The sequence below is a fragment of the Kribbella sp. CA-245084 genome, assembly GCF_050942355.1.
Classification (GTDB): domain Bacteria; phylum Actinomycetota; class Actinomycetes; order Propionibacteriales; family Kribbellaceae; genus Kribbella.
In genome coordinates this window covers 8,620,065-8,634,424 of record NZ_CP192053.1, presented here as the reverse complement: position 1 = coordinate 8,634,424, position 14,360 = coordinate 8,620,065, and the positions used below count along the sequence as shown (strand labels likewise).

The following is a 14,360-nucleotide window of genomic DNA, read 5'->3' as shown; positions in this document are numbered from 1 at the left end:
GCTGGCGGAGACCGATGCGTGAGTCGACAACTATCACCCAACAGGTGCCAGATGTTCCAGCACACGCATCGCTGCCCGGAATCGGGTCAGGTTATGGCTCAACCCTGGAGCGCGGTCCGGGCGAAACTGCTCAGTGCCTCCCGATCAGGTTGCTGGGTCTTGCTCATCAGACTTGCCACGTGCTTCTCCACGGTCCGCGGCGAGATGTGTAGCCGGGACGCGATCGACTTGTTCCCGATCCGGTCCACCAGCAGCTGGCAGACCTCGAACTCGCGGGTGGTGATCCCGAGCTGCCGCAGATGCGCCGGCACCTGCTCGGAGCCGTTCCGGCGCTGTGACACGGTCGCACCGAGCTGCCGCATCAGACTGCGGCACGCACTCGCCACAGGCTGGATGCCGGCGTTGTGAAAGTAGTCCTCGGCCTGCCGCAGCCACCCCACCGGGTCGCCCCACCCGTCCACGTGCGCCGGCTCCGCCACCATCCGCAGGCCGAGGTTCCACGCCAGCGGGAACAGCGACGCTGTCCCCATCGCCTCCAGGACCTTCGCGTTGGCCTGCTCGACCTCTCCGTCCCGTCCGAGCAGTACGGCGTGCGCCAGCTGCACGAACTGCTTGTTCCACCGCATCCCACTCGCCGCTGTGGCTGTGACCGCCTCGAAGTGCGCCCAGCTGTTCCGGCCGGACAGTACGCCGAGCAGCAGTGCCAGACCGTTCTTCCCGGAGAGCTGGAAGGTGGTCGGGTTCTGAGCGTCGTACGCGAGCGCCTGCGCCAACTCGGAGTCGGCGAGCTCGCGGTTCTCCTCCAGGAGTGCGCAGAACGTCCGGGCCAGTCCGTACGAGTACGGCAGCTCGTACGACGCTCGCTCGCCGCCCCAGTTCGCGATCTCTGCCAGCGTCGTCTCCATCGCGGACCTGCGGCCCTGGTGAGCCTCCAGGATCGCCTTCGTTGCCAGGAAGAACGTCGCCGACCGGCCGAGCCGCATCCGCCGGGTGACCTCGACGCACTCGTCGATGATCTCGGCGGCCCGCGCGTACTCCGACCGTAGGATCAGCTGCTGGCCGAGCATGCTGTCCACCTCGTACACCAGCGTGATGGCGCCGATCCGGAGCGCCTGCTGCCGGGACCGCTCCAGCTCGCCGATGCTGCCGTCGGCGAGGTAGACGCTGACCGCCTGGAGGATGTGCGAGACGACCCGCTGGAGCGTCATCCCGTGGTCCTCGGCGATCTGCCGGGCCCGGTGGAAGTAGTCGATCGACCGGTCGAGGTCGTGCTCGCGGGCCAGAATGCCCAGCAGTTGCAGGGCTTCGCAGGCCACCTCGGGCAGCTCGGCGCGTTCGGCGGCCGTGGCGGCGCGGGTGGCCAGTTCGGCGGTGGTCTTCAGCCGGCCGGGGCTGGTCCGGGCGAACTCGAGGTTTGCGGCGACCACGTCGACCGGCGCCAGGTCGGCGTCGCCGGCATCGCTGCCAAGGAGCGACCGGGCAGTCGCGACATGCTGGAGCGCAGCCGCCCAGCGGCCGGCGACCATCTCCGCGTTCGCGAGCTGGACGTGCAGCGCGGCGACCTTGCGGCTGTCGAGATTGCGGTCGGCCAGTTCATCGACGGTCGCTGCGTGTACAGCCAGCTGCTCGAAGCGTCCGGTCGCGCTGAGTGCGAGCAGCAGGGCGCCGAGCACGTCGGCCCGGTGGCCGATGTCGGGATCGGCTGCCAGCAAGGTGTTCGCGCGGTCCAGCAGGTTGGCCGCCGAACCGGTCGAGCCGTCGTCGTACGATCGCCGTCCGGCGAGTGCGAACAACCGGCCGGCGCGGACGGAGTCGCCACCGGTCTCGGCGAGTTCGGCGACCATCGGGCACCACTCGCCGGGCAGTCCCGGGTGCAGTTCCTCGACCGCATCCGCGCAACGGCCGGCCAAGTTGGAGCGTTCGGTCGGCGTCAGTCCGGCGAGCAGCGATTCGGCGGTGAGCGGATGCCGGAAGGCGTACCAGTCCGGCGCCGGCTCGTCCGGACCGACCAGCTGGGCGGCCACGCCGGCCCGGAGCGTGGCCAGCAGCAACCGCTCGTCCGTGCCGGTCGCCTCGCGTACGACGCTCAGCGGGAACCGGTGCCCGATCACAGCGGCCAGCACGAGGATGTCCCGCGACTGCGGCCCGAGCTGCGCGGTCCGGCTGCTGATGCTGCGCACCACCGCCGGCGGGACGTTCGTGTGTAGGTCGTCGACCACCTGCACGCTGCCGTCCGGCCCGGACACCAGCTGTCCGCTCCGGTTCGCCTCCTGCAGCAGTTCCTCAACGATGAAAGGGACTCCGGCGCTGTCGTTCCACAGCTGGTCCGCCAGCTGCTCCGGGACGCCGTCGACCGGAACCTCCAGGCAACCCGCGGCGAGCTCGGCGACCTCACCCCGCCGCAGCGGTTGCAGCTCCATCAGTTCGGCGGTACCTCGGTGCGCCGACAGTCGTGCCAGTTCGTACGCTTCGCACAGCTCGGACCGCATCGTCGCCACGAGCGCGATCGGCTGGTTGTCCAGGTTGTCGAGCAGGTACTCGATCACGGCCAGCGTCTCCGGGTCGGAGCCGTGCAGGTCCTCGAGGACGAGCAAGCAGCCGCGATCGCGGCCGACCAGCGTCAACAGTCGCAGCACTGCCTCTCCGAGCACGACCGGTGACGCAGCGGTGTCGTGTGCAGTGCCGTCGTCCCAGTCCGGAACGAGCCGGCCGAGCACGTGCCGGTACGGCCCGAGACCTTCGGTCGTGGGCATCTCGCCGCGCCGGATCAACGACAACAGGGCCTCGGTGAACGGGCGGAAGGCAACCATTGTGCCGATCGCCCCGACCCGTCCGCGCAGTGTCGTCATCCCCGCGTCGAGGGCCTGGGTGGTGGCGGTCGCGGCCAGCCGGCTCTTTCCGATGCCGGGCTCACCGACCAGGAAGATCGCACCACCGTGACCGCCGCGGGCTCCGGCCAGCAGGCGGTGAAGGCTCTCGATCTCCCGGTCTCTGCCGACCACCGTAGGCGAACGGGTCTGCATGGTTGCCAACCTTAACGAGGAATTGCTGGCACCGCAGACAGCTCGACCGAGGGCCGGCCCCCGCCGGCCCTCGGTCAAACGTTCGCTGGTGTCCGCAGGTGGCTCAGCCGCCGCACGTCCAGGGCAGGCAACTGGAAGACGACATGACGGTAACCGCCATGGTGCTGATGCCGGCGACGCCGGCCAGGGCCATTGCCCACGCGCCGACCTTGTGCAACGTCGACAGCGTCTCGGTGCGGTCCGGCGTCGTGAAATGCTCGTCTGCCGGAGCTTCGTGCTGAACATCGTGGTGGTGCTGGGCGGTCATGCTGCTCTCCTGTCACAGTGTGGGCTTTGGCGCTGTGCCACACCTCGACCCGGTGGGTGGTTCGAGCAACAGGACGGACGGAACCCGTTCGGGGTACGCAAGACGGAGCAGCCCGTACCCGATCCCTGCCAGACCGGTCAGCAGGCCTGGAGACGGTACGGCGCGTGGTGTTCCGCACTGCGGCCCGTACTGCTGCACTGCCGCGAGCACCAACCCGGCACGACGTCGTCGTACCGCCTCTGCAGTTGGGTACTCACGTGCGGCGAGCCACATCAGTGACTCCACCGCGCCGAGCTCGCCGTGGCACAGACTCAGGTCGGCGAGCACCGGACGTTCTGCCGCGGCCCTCAGGTAGCTGTCGAGGTCCGCTGGTACTCCGGCCGCCGCCCGAGCCAGTGCGGTCCCGGCGTCGCCCGAGCACCAGCCGTGGCCGGCGGGTGCGTTCCGCCGGTCGAGGTCGGCTGCTGTCCGGGCGGCATCCAGGTACCTGTCACCAGGTACGCCGTACTGTCCGAGCGACCATGCGATCCCCTGATAGCCGCGAGCGAAGCCGTGATCCGCTGCTACTCGGCCACGGAGGCCGCTCTCGACTGTGGTGGCCAGGTGATTCGCATACCGCTCGGCCAATCGGCCGGCGGCCGGAAATCCTGTTATTGCTTGCATCGCGGCCAGTCCGCCGGCCGCGCCTTCGACGTACGACGGGAACTCGGTGGTGTCCGTCGTGAGCTGCTCGGTGAGCTCCAGCGATACCTCCAGCCAGCTGGTCAGGCGGGAGTCTCCGAGCAGGGTGGACAGCCGGTGGAGGCCGTAGCTGATACCGCCGAGGCCGTGGAAGCCCGGTCCGACGAACTGAGCCGACTCCAGGTCACCGGCCAGCGCTTCGAGCAGCAACGGGATCGGACGGATCGCGTCGCGGGCCAGCTCGTAGTACTTGCCGGCTCCGGTGAGTGCGCCGACCTGTGCGAGGAACAGCGCCGTACCGGTGTAGCCGTTGGACAGGCCGGCGCCCATGGGACGCACTGCCCAGTGGTGGTCGTCGAGCAGTTCGAGACCGAGCCAGTTGGCCGCGCCGCCGGTTTCACCGATCACCTGCGCGACGATCTCGTCGGCGATGTCGGTGGCCGCGGCGAGGAGCTGATCGGGGTCGGCCTCGGTCGTGCCGAGATGTTGCCTCGTCCTCGTACTGACGTGCTTGACGGGCTCCGGACGGGTGGCCAGCGACGCGGAGATCAGCCAGGTCTGCCGATGCTCATCCACGTCACTGAGGTTTGCGATCTTCGCCTCGACCGCCGCAAGCCCCGTCGTTGCGAGGACATCGGCGATCCGGGTGCCGTCGGACGCCCACACGTCGGTGCTGTCCGGGCGAGCAGTGAACAGCGGTACGTCGCCTGCCCACAGGTCGGCGAGTTCCTGCGGGACGATCGCGTGCAGCGACTCGTCCGCGTCCCACAACAGGTCCAGCAGCTGACTCCGGCCGGCCGCGTCACGCAGTGCGTCCGGGTGGGTCGACTCATCCAGCAGACCTTTGTAGAGAGACGTGCTGCGCGGCACGAACCGGAGTTCGTCCGAGGCGCACTGCGCCAGCAATCCGTGCGGTCCGAGGAACTCGTCGCGGTGCCGGGCAATCGCCTCATACGCGGCCCGGAACCCTGTCAGTACAGTGATCTCGTGCTCGCGCGGCTCGATCGTCGCCCCGTCCAGCATCGGCCGGTTGACGGCGTTGGTCGTCTGTCCGGGACGACGTACCAGGTGCATAGAGTCCAGTCCCGCGTCGGCCCAGTCGACCACGCTCATCGGAGCGGTCGACCCGCCGCCGAGACCGGACACATCTGCGACGCCGAACTCTCCCGACACCAGGAGGGGAAGCAACGCGGTGCGGTAGACCGAGGCAACCAACGCGCGGTCCGCCGGATCGTGGCTCGACGAGGTCGCCGGGAGGCGGCTGGGGTGGAACAGCGTCTCGACGTCCACCAGCACCGGCTGGTCGCCGGCGGCGATCAGGTTCTCGAAGTGCATGTCGGTGCCGTCGAGCACGTACAGCAACGCCAGCAGAGCACCTTGCCGCTGGTAGAACCGCCGTACACCGGCGAAGTCTTCGCACGGCTCGTGGTCGACGTACTCCAGCCAGCCGTAGCTGTCCCGGGTCTGGAGGCCGACCGTGCGGATGTCCACTGCGGTCTTGGCGTTCAGCCAGTCCACGAAGGTGTTGAAGTGCTGGTGGAGCTCCAGCGACCTGGGTTTGTAGACCAGCCGCCGGCCGTCCGCGAAGGTGAGGATCGCGGTGCACCGACCGCCCCTGTGAGGGTCGCCGCCCGGGTCGATCGCGGTCAGTGCGCCGGGGTCGCGGCCGTCCAGCAGTCCGGTGACGAGTGACTCACGGTCCTCAGCGAGCCGTGCCAGCAGCTCGAGGTGACCCTCGACGCCCTGTCGGCACGACTCGCCCAGGACCCGGGCCAGCACCGGGTACGCGGCCAGGAACTCCGCCAGCTCGCTGCCTCCGACCAGCCGGTGGGCGAAGTCGAGGAACCGGGCAGCAGGGGTGTCGCCGGCCAGCTCGCCGCGGTCCCGGGCCCGGGCGAGCTCCAGGACCAGCGTGCGGGCGGCCAGCTTGACCAGGCGGAGGCCTAGCCGCTGCAGGAACTGTTCGGCGAGTACGCCGGTGTGCCCGGCCGCGGCCAGGTCCCGGCGAGCCGAGTCCAGCAGCGGTTCCAGGCAAGGCATGAGCGCCTGCCGCCAGTCCGTGCCGGACCCATCCGTTGCCGCGGCCGCTCCACCTGACGTGTAGCCGCCAATGACACCGGTCCCTGCAGGGTCTCGACCGGCGGCAGGCGCGCTCGGTGGGAGAGAGGTACTGCGCTCCACGTACTCGGCCCAGGCAGGCGCGGAGTGGGTCAACTCGTGCGGCCGGACGCCCGCCGACCACCAGCTCTTGCGCTGGCTGATCCGGGCCGTTCCCGCGGTCGCTGAGTTGAGCACGGGCTCAGGCTGCCATCGGGGACAGGGCCCGGGCATGGGTACTCAGCCCCCATATTCTTCGCCGTTCCGGGTAGGTGTAGCTGAGTGTCGACCGGTGTCTGCCGCGGGGTGACGACTGGGGGGTTGACGACCCCGCGGCAGCAGACCGGGCCGCCCGGCCCTTGGTGGAAAGCCGGCGGCACCCCGGAACGATGCCCGCGCCGGACCTGGCGCGGCAAGGGCTGTGAACACCCATTTTCGGACGGCCTCTGGGGGCAATGAGGATGGGGGCAACTCCGCGTGAACTTGGGTGGCGAATCCCCATGCGTGAACAGGACCCGCGCTGTCACGGTGGGCCAGTGCTCACCACTGTCGCTCCCGGACTACCCGTCTCGGCTCACTCTGTGCTGGACGTTGTTCCGCAGCTGCCCGGTCAGTCGGCTGCGGCCGCTCTCCGGGAGACAGCAGAGGTAGCACTGGCCGCCGACGACCTCGGATACCGCCGGTTCTGGCTGGGTGAGCAGCACGGTGTCCGAGGCGTCGGCGGAGCAGCACCAGCTGTGCTCGCCGCTGTGCTGGCGGCGCGGACCGATCGGATCCGCTTGGGCGCCGGCGGAGTACTACTGACCAACCACCAGCCGCTTGTTGTCGCAGAGCAGTTCGCTGCACTCGCCGCGGCCTACCCGAGTCGGATCGACCTCGGTGTGGGGGAGCAGCGCGGCGTTGCACCTAGTACTGCGGCGGCGCTCGCGGGTGGCGCGCGTGACTCGTTCCCGCAGCGGCTGGACGAGCTATGCGGGTTCTTGCGCGACGGTACGCCGGGCCGGGTGCCGGTCGGCGACGTACGGCTGTCGCTGGCTGGGCTGCCGCCACCGGTGTTCGTGCTGGCCGACCACGCCGGTACTGCGGTGACTGCCGCCGTACGCGGACTGCCTCTCTTCCTCGCGCACCACTGCGCGGCTGGGGTGACGCCGGCTGCGGTGGCGGCGTACCGGGACCACTTCGAGCCGACCGGGCCGAAGGTACGGCCGTACCTCGCCGTTACGGTCGGTGTCGTGGCAGCCGACTCCGAGGAGGAGGCCTTCGCCCGATTCGCGGAGTACGTCCGGGTTAAGACCCGACTGGCCGCAGCGGGACCGCGGGCAACGTCGGGCGAGCTGATGGGGTTGCTGGAACCACCGTTGACCGGGCGCGAGCGTGGACGTGCAGAGCGGCTGCTGGACGACCCGGGCCACATCGTCGGCTCGCGTGCGACCGTGGCAGCCGGGCTAGGCGCACTGGTCGCGAGTACGACGGCAGACGAGGTCATGCTCGTCCCGCTGGCCTTCGACGGGCTGATCCGCTCGGCGATCCTCCGCACCGTCGCAGCCGGCCTGACCCGCATCGTCCGTACCGTCCCCAGACACTCACCGCCCTTGATAGCCACCGCCTAGTCTGGGTACTGCGAACCAGACGAGAGGCGGGTCCATGTCATCGGAGCGGGAAGTTGTCGAGGCGTGTCCGACCGAGCTGTTCATCGGAGGCAAGTGGGTAGCGGCCGAGGGCGGTAAGACTCTCGCCGTCGAGGACCCGGCCACCGGTGCGACGCTCTGCGACGTGGCGGATGCCAGTCCGGCCGACGGCAAGGCCGCGCTGGATGCAGCGGTTGCTGCGCAGGCGGAGTGGGCCGCCACACCACCACGTGAGCGCGGCGAGATCCTCCGCCGTACCTATGAGCTGATGACCGAGCGTGCCGACGACCTCGCACTGCTGATGACGCTCGAGATGGGCAAGCCGGTCGCGGAGTCCAAGGGCGAGATCGCCTACGCGGCTGAGTTCTTCCGCTGGTTCGCGGAGGAAGCGGTCCGGATCGAGGGCGGGTACCAGATCGCGCCGAACGGCTCGGGTCGCTTCCTGCTGATGCGCCAGCCGATCGGACCGTGCCTGCTGATCACCCCGTGGAACTTCCCGGCAGCGATGGGCGCGCGCAAGATCGGACCGGCCGTTGCCGCCGGCTGCACGATGGTGATCAAGCCGGCACAGCAGACGCCGCTGTCGATGCTCAAGCTGGCCGAGTTGATGACCGAGGCCGGTCTCCCCGCCGGTGTGCTGAACGTTGTCACCACCAACGATGCGGGCAGCGTGATGGAGCCGCTGATCCGCGACGGTCGCGCCCGCAAGCTGTCCTTCACCGGTTCGACCCCCATCGGCCGCAAGCTGATCGAGCAGGCCGCCGACCAGGTACTGCGGACGAGCATGGAGCTCGGCGGGAACGCGCCGCTGCTCGTGTTCGAGGACGCCGACCTGGACAAGGCTGTCGACGGCGCGATGCTGGCCAAGATGCGCAACGGCGGCGAGGCCTGTACGTCGGCCAACCGGATCTACGTGCACTCGTCGGTGATGGAGGAGTTCTCGTCCCGGCTGACCGAGCGGATGGCGGCGCTCAAGGTCGGCCGCGGTACGGAGGAGGGCGTCAACGTCGGCCCGCTGATCGACGGCAAGCAACGGGACAAGGTCGCCGACCTGGTCGCCGACGCGATCGCCCGGGGTGCGCGCACGTTGACCGGCGGTTCGGTTGCTGAGGGCAACGGATACTTCTTCCAGCCGACGGTGCTGGCCGACGTACCGGCGACCGCGCGGCTCCAGAAGGAGGAGATCTTCGGCCCGGTCGCACCACTGACCGCCTTCGAAACCGAGGACGAGGCCGTACAGATGGCGAACAACACGGAGTTCGGCCTGGTCTCCTACCTGTTCACCAAGGACCTGAGCCGCGCACTCCGGGTATCCGAACGCCTGGAGGCCGGCATGATCGGCCTCAACCAGGGCATCGTCTCCAACCCAGCAGCCCCCTTCGGCGGCGTAAAACAATCCGGCCTCGGCCGCGAAGGCGGCACAGTAGGCATAGACGAATACCTAGAACTCAAATACGTAGCAGTAAACATCGACTAAAGAGCAAGGAAAGAGATTTAGAGTAGTGGCTGGTTCGGGCGAACAGCTGCCAGTTTGACTGGCCGCGCCGGATCCGGTGTCGGGTTCGTCGAGTCGTGGGTTCTGGCGATATTTTGCAGCCGCTGTTCACGACTCGGCGTACCGGCTTGGGGCTCTTCTCCACGACTCGGCGGACCAGCCGACCGCGGCGCGGACGGTTGGGTTGCCGGGACGCCGCAGTGCCGGTCGGGCATCTGCCAGGGACGGGCCGTTGACCGCTGGCGTACAGGCGGGCAACTGACCACCTCGGGGGTAACCCCTCAGACGCTCCACACCGGGAACAGCCTGGTCGGCTGGACAGCACCTGCTGACTGATACTGGACCGCCGGACCCAGCTGTGCACCCAACTGCCCTTCTATCTTTCCTTCTTTTCTTTCTTAGCTGACTAGTTCGGTTACTGTGACTAGTTTGTAGCCGCGGGCTCGTAGTTCTTGGACGATGGGGCCGACCGCTTGGGCGGTGTATGGCGCGTTGTCGCCGCCGTGCATGTGGAGGACTACTATTGAGCCGTTTTTGGCGTGGTTGAGGACCTGTTTGATGATGGGGTCGGGTGATTTGGCGAAGCCGTCTGCGCCGGGGACGTCCAAGCCCACTGCGGTGACGCCGGCCGGGGCCAGCTCGCGGAGTGCGGTGGTGTCGTAGCAGCCGCCCGGGAAGCGGAACCACCTGGTGGCGTGGGGATCTACGCGGTCCAGCTCGACAATTGCCCGTCGTACGTCGGCAAGCATCTGATCGCGCGGCACCGTCCCCAGCGTGTAGCAATGCTTGGTGAAGCCGCGGTGGTCGTAGGTGTGGGTTCCCAGCTCGAACAGCGGGTCATGGGCGAGCTGACGGGTGACATCCGGGTACTGCTCCATCCACATCCCGGTCAGGAACATGGTCGCCGGTACGTGCAGCGCGTGTAGCTCGTCGATCAGCGGCTTGTTGTAGTACGACTTGACCTTGCCGGACACCAATCGCTTGCGCATCAGCGCGGTCAGATCCGCGTCGAACGTCAACGCGATCTGCTTCTTGTCGCGCGGCCCGTGATCGAGCACAGGCATGAGCTTCGCGTTGCTGGACGCGCCAGGCCTGGCCTGCACTGGCGCGATCGTCGGACGGATCGGCTTCGCAGTACGCACAGGCACTGAGGGTGCGCGCGTCTGCGGCGTTTCGATCGGCCGAGTGTTGCTGCAAGCAACAAGCGTCAACAGCAGGGCACCGGCTACTACGTGCTTCCCCCAGGTCACGATCCCCCAGTATGCCTACCGCCAGGGTCGCTGCTCCCAGTCGGTCCGGGTCATCGCCCACACCTGCACGTCGTGTACGCCGTGGTGCACGAACGCCTGCCGCAGCGTGCCCTCGTGCACCATCCCCAGCCGCTTCGCGGTCGCTGCGCTCCGGGCGTTGTCCGCAGTACAGCGCCATTCGACCCGGTTGAGTCCGCGTACGCCGAACGCCCAGTCGATCATCCGCTGGGCGGCCCGCGTGACCAGTCCGCGGCCCTCAGCCTCCGGAGCCACCCACGCGCCGAGCTCGGTGATCCCCAGGTCGGTGTCGAAGCCGCGGAACTGCATACCGCCGACGAGCTCACCGTCGAGCCAGATGCCGTACATCCGGCCCTCGTCGGCCGCCTGCCGGCGCGCGTAGCTGCTCAGGTAGTTCCGGGCCTTCTCCAAGTCCGTCACCACCTCGACCCACGGCGCGTACGGCGCGAGCGCGTCCCGAGCCTTGTCCACATGAGCCAGGAACTCAGCAGCCTGCCACGGCTCAAGCGGCCGCAACTCGGCAGACTCGGTCAGCGGAACGGCAAAGCGCATCCGCTCACTCTACGGTCAGCGTCAGCCGCTGGATCCCCCAGTTGTCGGCGTCCGAGCCCGGCGGGAACCATACGTCGACGATGTCGTCCTTGATCCAGCTGCCGATGTCGGCCGCGTAGCAGTGGCCGTAGCCGGGGACGTAGAGGCGGGTGCCCCACGGGATGATGCGGGCGTCCACCGCGCAGATCCCGGTGCCCGCGTTGTAGCCGAGCGCAGTCTGCGCCACGTCGTTGTACGCCGACACCCGGTAGTTCAGCGTGGTCCCGACCGGCATCCGGTACGACGCCAGGTGGTTGGACGAGTCGAGCCGGTACGACGTACTGATCTGGCCGATCGACGACGCCGCAGTGTCCTCGGCCGACATCGCGTACACCTGGTAGTGCGCACCAGCGCACGGGCTCGCGTCAGTCACCTGCAGCGTCGGCTGACCCCAGTCGCTGATCCACTGCAGCGCCTGACCGTTCCGGAACGCCCGGTACGCCTTCGCGCCGGCCACCCGGTTGAACGTGAACGTCACCTTCCCGTCCGCACCCAGCCCGCCGCTGATCCCACCCGGCGCGGGCAGCCGGCCGCTGACGTCGTACGGCGGTGCCGTGGTCCCGTTGCCGTGACCACCGGAGATCGGCCGGTCGGGGATCGGACCGGTGTAGAAGTGCTGGCAGGTCGGCAACGCGGCCGACGCGGTGGCCGGAGCCACCAGCAGAGAAGCGAAACTCAGCAGGACAACGGCGAGAGAGCGCATGACGACAAGACCTCCAAGGTGGGGCGGGACCAGGGAGTTTCACCCCTAAGTAGCGGTCCCGCCACACCTTTAGTCAAGGTCTCGACGTAAATCAGTTCACCAGATCGTTGGCCGACCGCAGCACGGGTACGCCGACCTCGGACGGGGCGGTCGCACCGGTGACGTGGAACGTATGAGTCTCGCCGGCCGAGAGCGTGATCAGGCACGAGTCGACCCGCGCCGCCGGGTCCAGCCGGTCCGGGAAGAGGGCCAGATCCTTCGCCAATGCGCTGGCCGTCACGGTCACGTCGTACCCATCGTCGGTCTTCGTGACGGTGGTCGAATACGCGTCGGCTGCCAACGCCAGGGCGGTGTCCTCGACGAAGTACCAGTGCGCCGCCGTCGAGTTGCCGCGGACCTCGAGGTACTCCGCCGCCGGGTCGGACGCGACAGCAACCGACTCGGGCAGGCCGTTGAGCACCGCCGACCGAGCCGGCACCTCAAGAGTGAACGTCTCGCGAGCCAGCACCTCACCATCGCGAGCGGTCGACCGCCGGGTCACCGTTACCTCGGTGGTCCAGGCGTCGTCCGTGTCGTTGTGCGCGGCAACGACCAGCCCGTCCTCCCGCGGTTGCACGGTCAGCAGGCGATCGGCGTACACGCGCTTCAGCGCGAACCACAACGGCTTGCGGATCCCGTGCCCGTCGACGGCTGCCCAGGAGACCACCGGCCAGTTGTCGTTCAACTGCCAGACCACAGCGCCGGTGTTCAACGGGAACAACGACCGGAAGTGTTCGATGCCATAGGCAACGGCCCGAGCCTGGTTCAGCTGCGTGGTCCAGTGCCAGTCGTCGATGTCCTTCCAGGCCGGCAGGTGTTCACCCAGCCCTCGCTCGAGCTTGAGGTTCCCCTCGAATGCCTTCTGATGCACGAGCATCTGCGAACCGTAAGGATCCAGCGGCGCGTCGTGCACCACCGACGTCAGCGTCGACCACGCCGGCGGCCCCTGGAAACCGAACTCCGACACGAACCGCGGCTTGTAGTTGCGGTACGTCGTGTAGTCCACCTGGTTCCACACATCCCAGATGTGCATGGTCCCGTGCCGCTCGTCGTTCGGGTGGATGAACTGGTCGAACGAGTACGGGCTACCGGCCGAGTACGGCGTCCGCGGGTCGAGCTCTGCGACGATCTTCGGCAGCAGGTCGAGGTAGTACCCGGCGCCCCACGGCCGCCCGGCCAGCGGGACCCGCCAGCTCCACTCGACGTACCCCCAGATGTTCTCGTTGTTGCCGTTCCACACCGCGAGGCTGGCGTGCTTGCTCAGCCGCGTGACCGCCTGGCGCGCCTCGGCCTCGACCTCGCTCCGCAGCGGCTCCTCCTCCGAGTACGCCGCGCAGGCGAACAGGAAGTCCTGCCAGACAAGGATTCCCAGCTCGTCGCAGACGTCGTAGAAGTCTTCGCTCTCGTAGATCCCGCCGCCCCAGACACGCAGCAGGTTCATGCCGGCGTCGACGGCGTCCTGGATGCTGGTCCGGTACGTCTCGGCATTCAAGCGGGTGACGAACGCGTCGTCCGGGATCCAGTTCGCGCCGCGCACGTAGATCGGCTTGCCGTTCACCGACAGGACGAACGGCGAACCGTCGTTGTCCGGGGCAACGTTCACGGTGATGTCGCGGAAGCCGACCCGCCCGTTCCAGGTGTCGTCGGTCAGCGTCACCACCACGTCGTACAGCGGCTGCTGGCCGTGCCCGCGCGGCCACCAGAGGTTCGCCTCGGGGACCGTGTTGGTGAGTACGACGGTGTCCCACCCGGGCTTGACGCTCGCGGTCTGCGTCGTCCCGCCGACCTCCACCGTGACAGTCGCGTACTCGGCGGCCGTATCGGTCCACGCCAGCGAGACGAAGGTGTTCAGTACGCCGTCCGCGCCCGCGAGCGGCCGGACCGAATCGATCCGTACGCCGGACCAGGACTCGATCCGGATCGGCTGCCAGATACCCGCGGTCGCGACGTCCGGTCCCCAGTCCCAGCCGAAGTTCGAGGCCATCTTCCGCAGCTCGTTGTACGGGTGCAGGTTGGTGTGCGGCCAGCTGCCGACCTTCGCCCGCTCCGCCTCGGCCGCCGCCACCGGACCCTCGAACTCGATCACCAGCTCGTTGTCCCCGGCAACCAGTACGCCGGTGACGTCGAACCGGTACGAACGGTGCTGGTTCGCGGTCCGGCCGACCTCCTGACCGTTCAGCGCGACGGTGGCAACCGTGTCGAGCCCCTCGGCGACCAGTTCTTGCCGGTCGTTGCCGTCAGCAGTCCAGCTGAACGTCGTCCGGTAGCTCCAGCGGGTCCGCCCGATCCAGTGCAGCTTCGACTCGTTGTCGCCGTCGAACGGGTCCGGGATCTCGCCGGCAGCGAGCAGGTCGGTGTGCACCTCACCCGGCACGGTCGCGGCCACCGGCCGGTCGAGCAGGCCATCGGGCGCCGGGCCGTCGACGGCGCGGACGGTCCAGGCGGCACCGCCGTCGGTGGTGAGGTCAAGGGTCTTCAGCGAGGTCACAGTCGGGCTCCAGGGAGGTGAACCGGTTTAGTAGAACCGC

At 68.5% G+C, this 14,360-nt stretch carries 9 protein-coding genes; 2 read left to right on the top strand and 7 right to left on the bottom strand.

Features of this window, described 5'->3' with window-relative positions; all coding sequences use genetic code 11:
* Positions 1 to 98 precede the first annotated feature (98 nt).
* The 3 genes from ACQPYH_RS41440 to ACQPYH_RS41430 all read right to left on the bottom strand — a co-directional run bounded on the left by ACQPYH_RS41440 (position 99) and on the right by ACQPYH_RS41430 (position 6,306).
* Entirely contained in the window at positions 99 to 3,023 is a 2,925-nt protein-coding gene (locus ACQPYH_RS41440) for an ATP-binding protein (protein WP_432883314.1), read from the bottom strand.
* 103 nt (positions 3,024 to 3,126) lie between these two features.
* Positions 3,127 to 3,330 carry a hypothetical protein gene (locus ACQPYH_RS41435; protein WP_432883311.1) on the bottom strand — a complete coding sequence of 68 codons (204 nt, stop codon included), beginning with the start codon at positions 3,328 to 3,330 and terminating at the stop codon, positions 3,127 to 3,129.
* 12 nt (positions 3,331 to 3,342) lie between these two features.
* Positions 3,343 to 6,306, bottom strand: a complete 2,964-nt coding sequence (locus tag ACQPYH_RS41430; RefSeq protein WP_432883308.1) for a type 2 lanthipeptide synthetase LanM family protein — start codon at positions 6,304 to 6,306, stop codon at positions 3,343 to 3,345.
* Positions 6,307 to 6,689: 383 nt separating this feature from the next.
* Between ACQPYH_RS41430 and ACQPYH_RS41425 the strand changes: the two genes are divergently transcribed.
* Together ACQPYH_RS41425 and ACQPYH_RS41420 are read left to right on the top strand one after the other, a co-directional pair.
* Positions 6,690 to 7,718 (top strand): MsnO8 family LLM class oxidoreductase, encoded by a 1,029-nt coding sequence (locus tag ACQPYH_RS41425; RefSeq protein ID WP_432883306.1) that lies wholly within the window; start codon positions 6,690 to 6,692, stop codon positions 7,716 to 7,718.
* Between the two features lie 34 nt (positions 7,719 to 7,752).
* Positions 7,753 to 9,213 (top strand): NAD-dependent succinate-semialdehyde dehydrogenase, encoded by a 1,461-nt coding sequence (locus ACQPYH_RS41420; protein WP_432883303.1) that lies wholly within the window; start codon positions 7,753 to 7,755, stop codon positions 9,211 to 9,213.
* A gap of 416 nt (positions 9,214 to 9,629) precedes the next feature.
* Here the strand turns inward: ACQPYH_RS41420 and ACQPYH_RS41415 are convergent, their stop codons facing one another.
* The 4 genes from ACQPYH_RS41415 to ACQPYH_RS41400 all read right to left on the bottom strand — a co-directional run bounded on the left by ACQPYH_RS41415 (position 9,630) and on the right by ACQPYH_RS41400 (position 14,320).
* A complete protein-coding gene (locus ACQPYH_RS41415) occupies positions 9,630 to 10,373 on the bottom strand; it encodes a polysaccharide deacetylase family protein (protein WP_432883301.1) in 744 nt (247 codons plus the stop codon).
* Positions 10,374 to 10,496: 123 nt separating this feature from the next.
* On the bottom strand, positions 10,497 to 11,051 hold the full coding sequence (locus ACQPYH_RS41410) for a GNAT family N-acetyltransferase (protein ID WP_432883298.1): 555 nt from the start codon (positions 11,049 to 11,051) through the stop codon (positions 10,497 to 10,499).
* A gap of 4 nt (positions 11,052 to 11,055) precedes the next feature.
* Entirely contained in the window at positions 11,056 to 11,793 is a 738-nt protein-coding gene (locus ACQPYH_RS41405) for a 3D domain-containing protein (RefSeq protein ID WP_432883296.1), read from the bottom strand.
* 91 nt (positions 11,794 to 11,884) lie between these two features.
* Positions 11,885 to 14,320: a glycoside hydrolase family 2 protein gene (locus ACQPYH_RS41400; protein ID WP_432883293.1), complete on the bottom strand. Its 2,436-nt coding sequence runs from the start codon at positions 14,318 to 14,320 to the stop codon at positions 11,885 to 11,887.
* Between the last annotated feature and the right edge of the window lie 40 nt (positions 14,321 to 14,360).

What these genes read in the sequence shown, in the direction of transcription:
- ACQPYH_RS41410 (WP_432883298.1), bottom strand. Translation starts at nt 11,051, where the DNA reads ATGCGCTTTGCCGTTCCGCTGACCGAGTCTGCCGAGTTGCGGCCGCTT.
- ACQPYH_RS41435 (WP_432883311.1), bottom strand. Translation starts at nt 3,330, where the DNA reads ATGACCGCCCAGCACCACCACGATGTTCAGCACGAAGCTCCGGCAGAC.
- ACQPYH_RS41440 (WP_432883314.1), bottom strand. Translation starts at nt 3,023, where the DNA reads ATGCAGACCCGTTCGCCTACGGTGGTCGGCAGAGACCGGGAGATCGAG.
- ACQPYH_RS41405 (WP_432883296.1), bottom strand. Translation starts at nt 11,793, where the DNA reads ATGCGCTCTCTCGCCGTTGTCCTGCTGAGTTTCGCTTCTCTGCTGGTG.
- ACQPYH_RS41420 (WP_432883303.1), top strand. Translation starts at nt 7,753, where the DNA reads ATGTCATCGGAGCGGGAAGTTGTCGAGGCGTGTCCGACCGAGCTGTTC.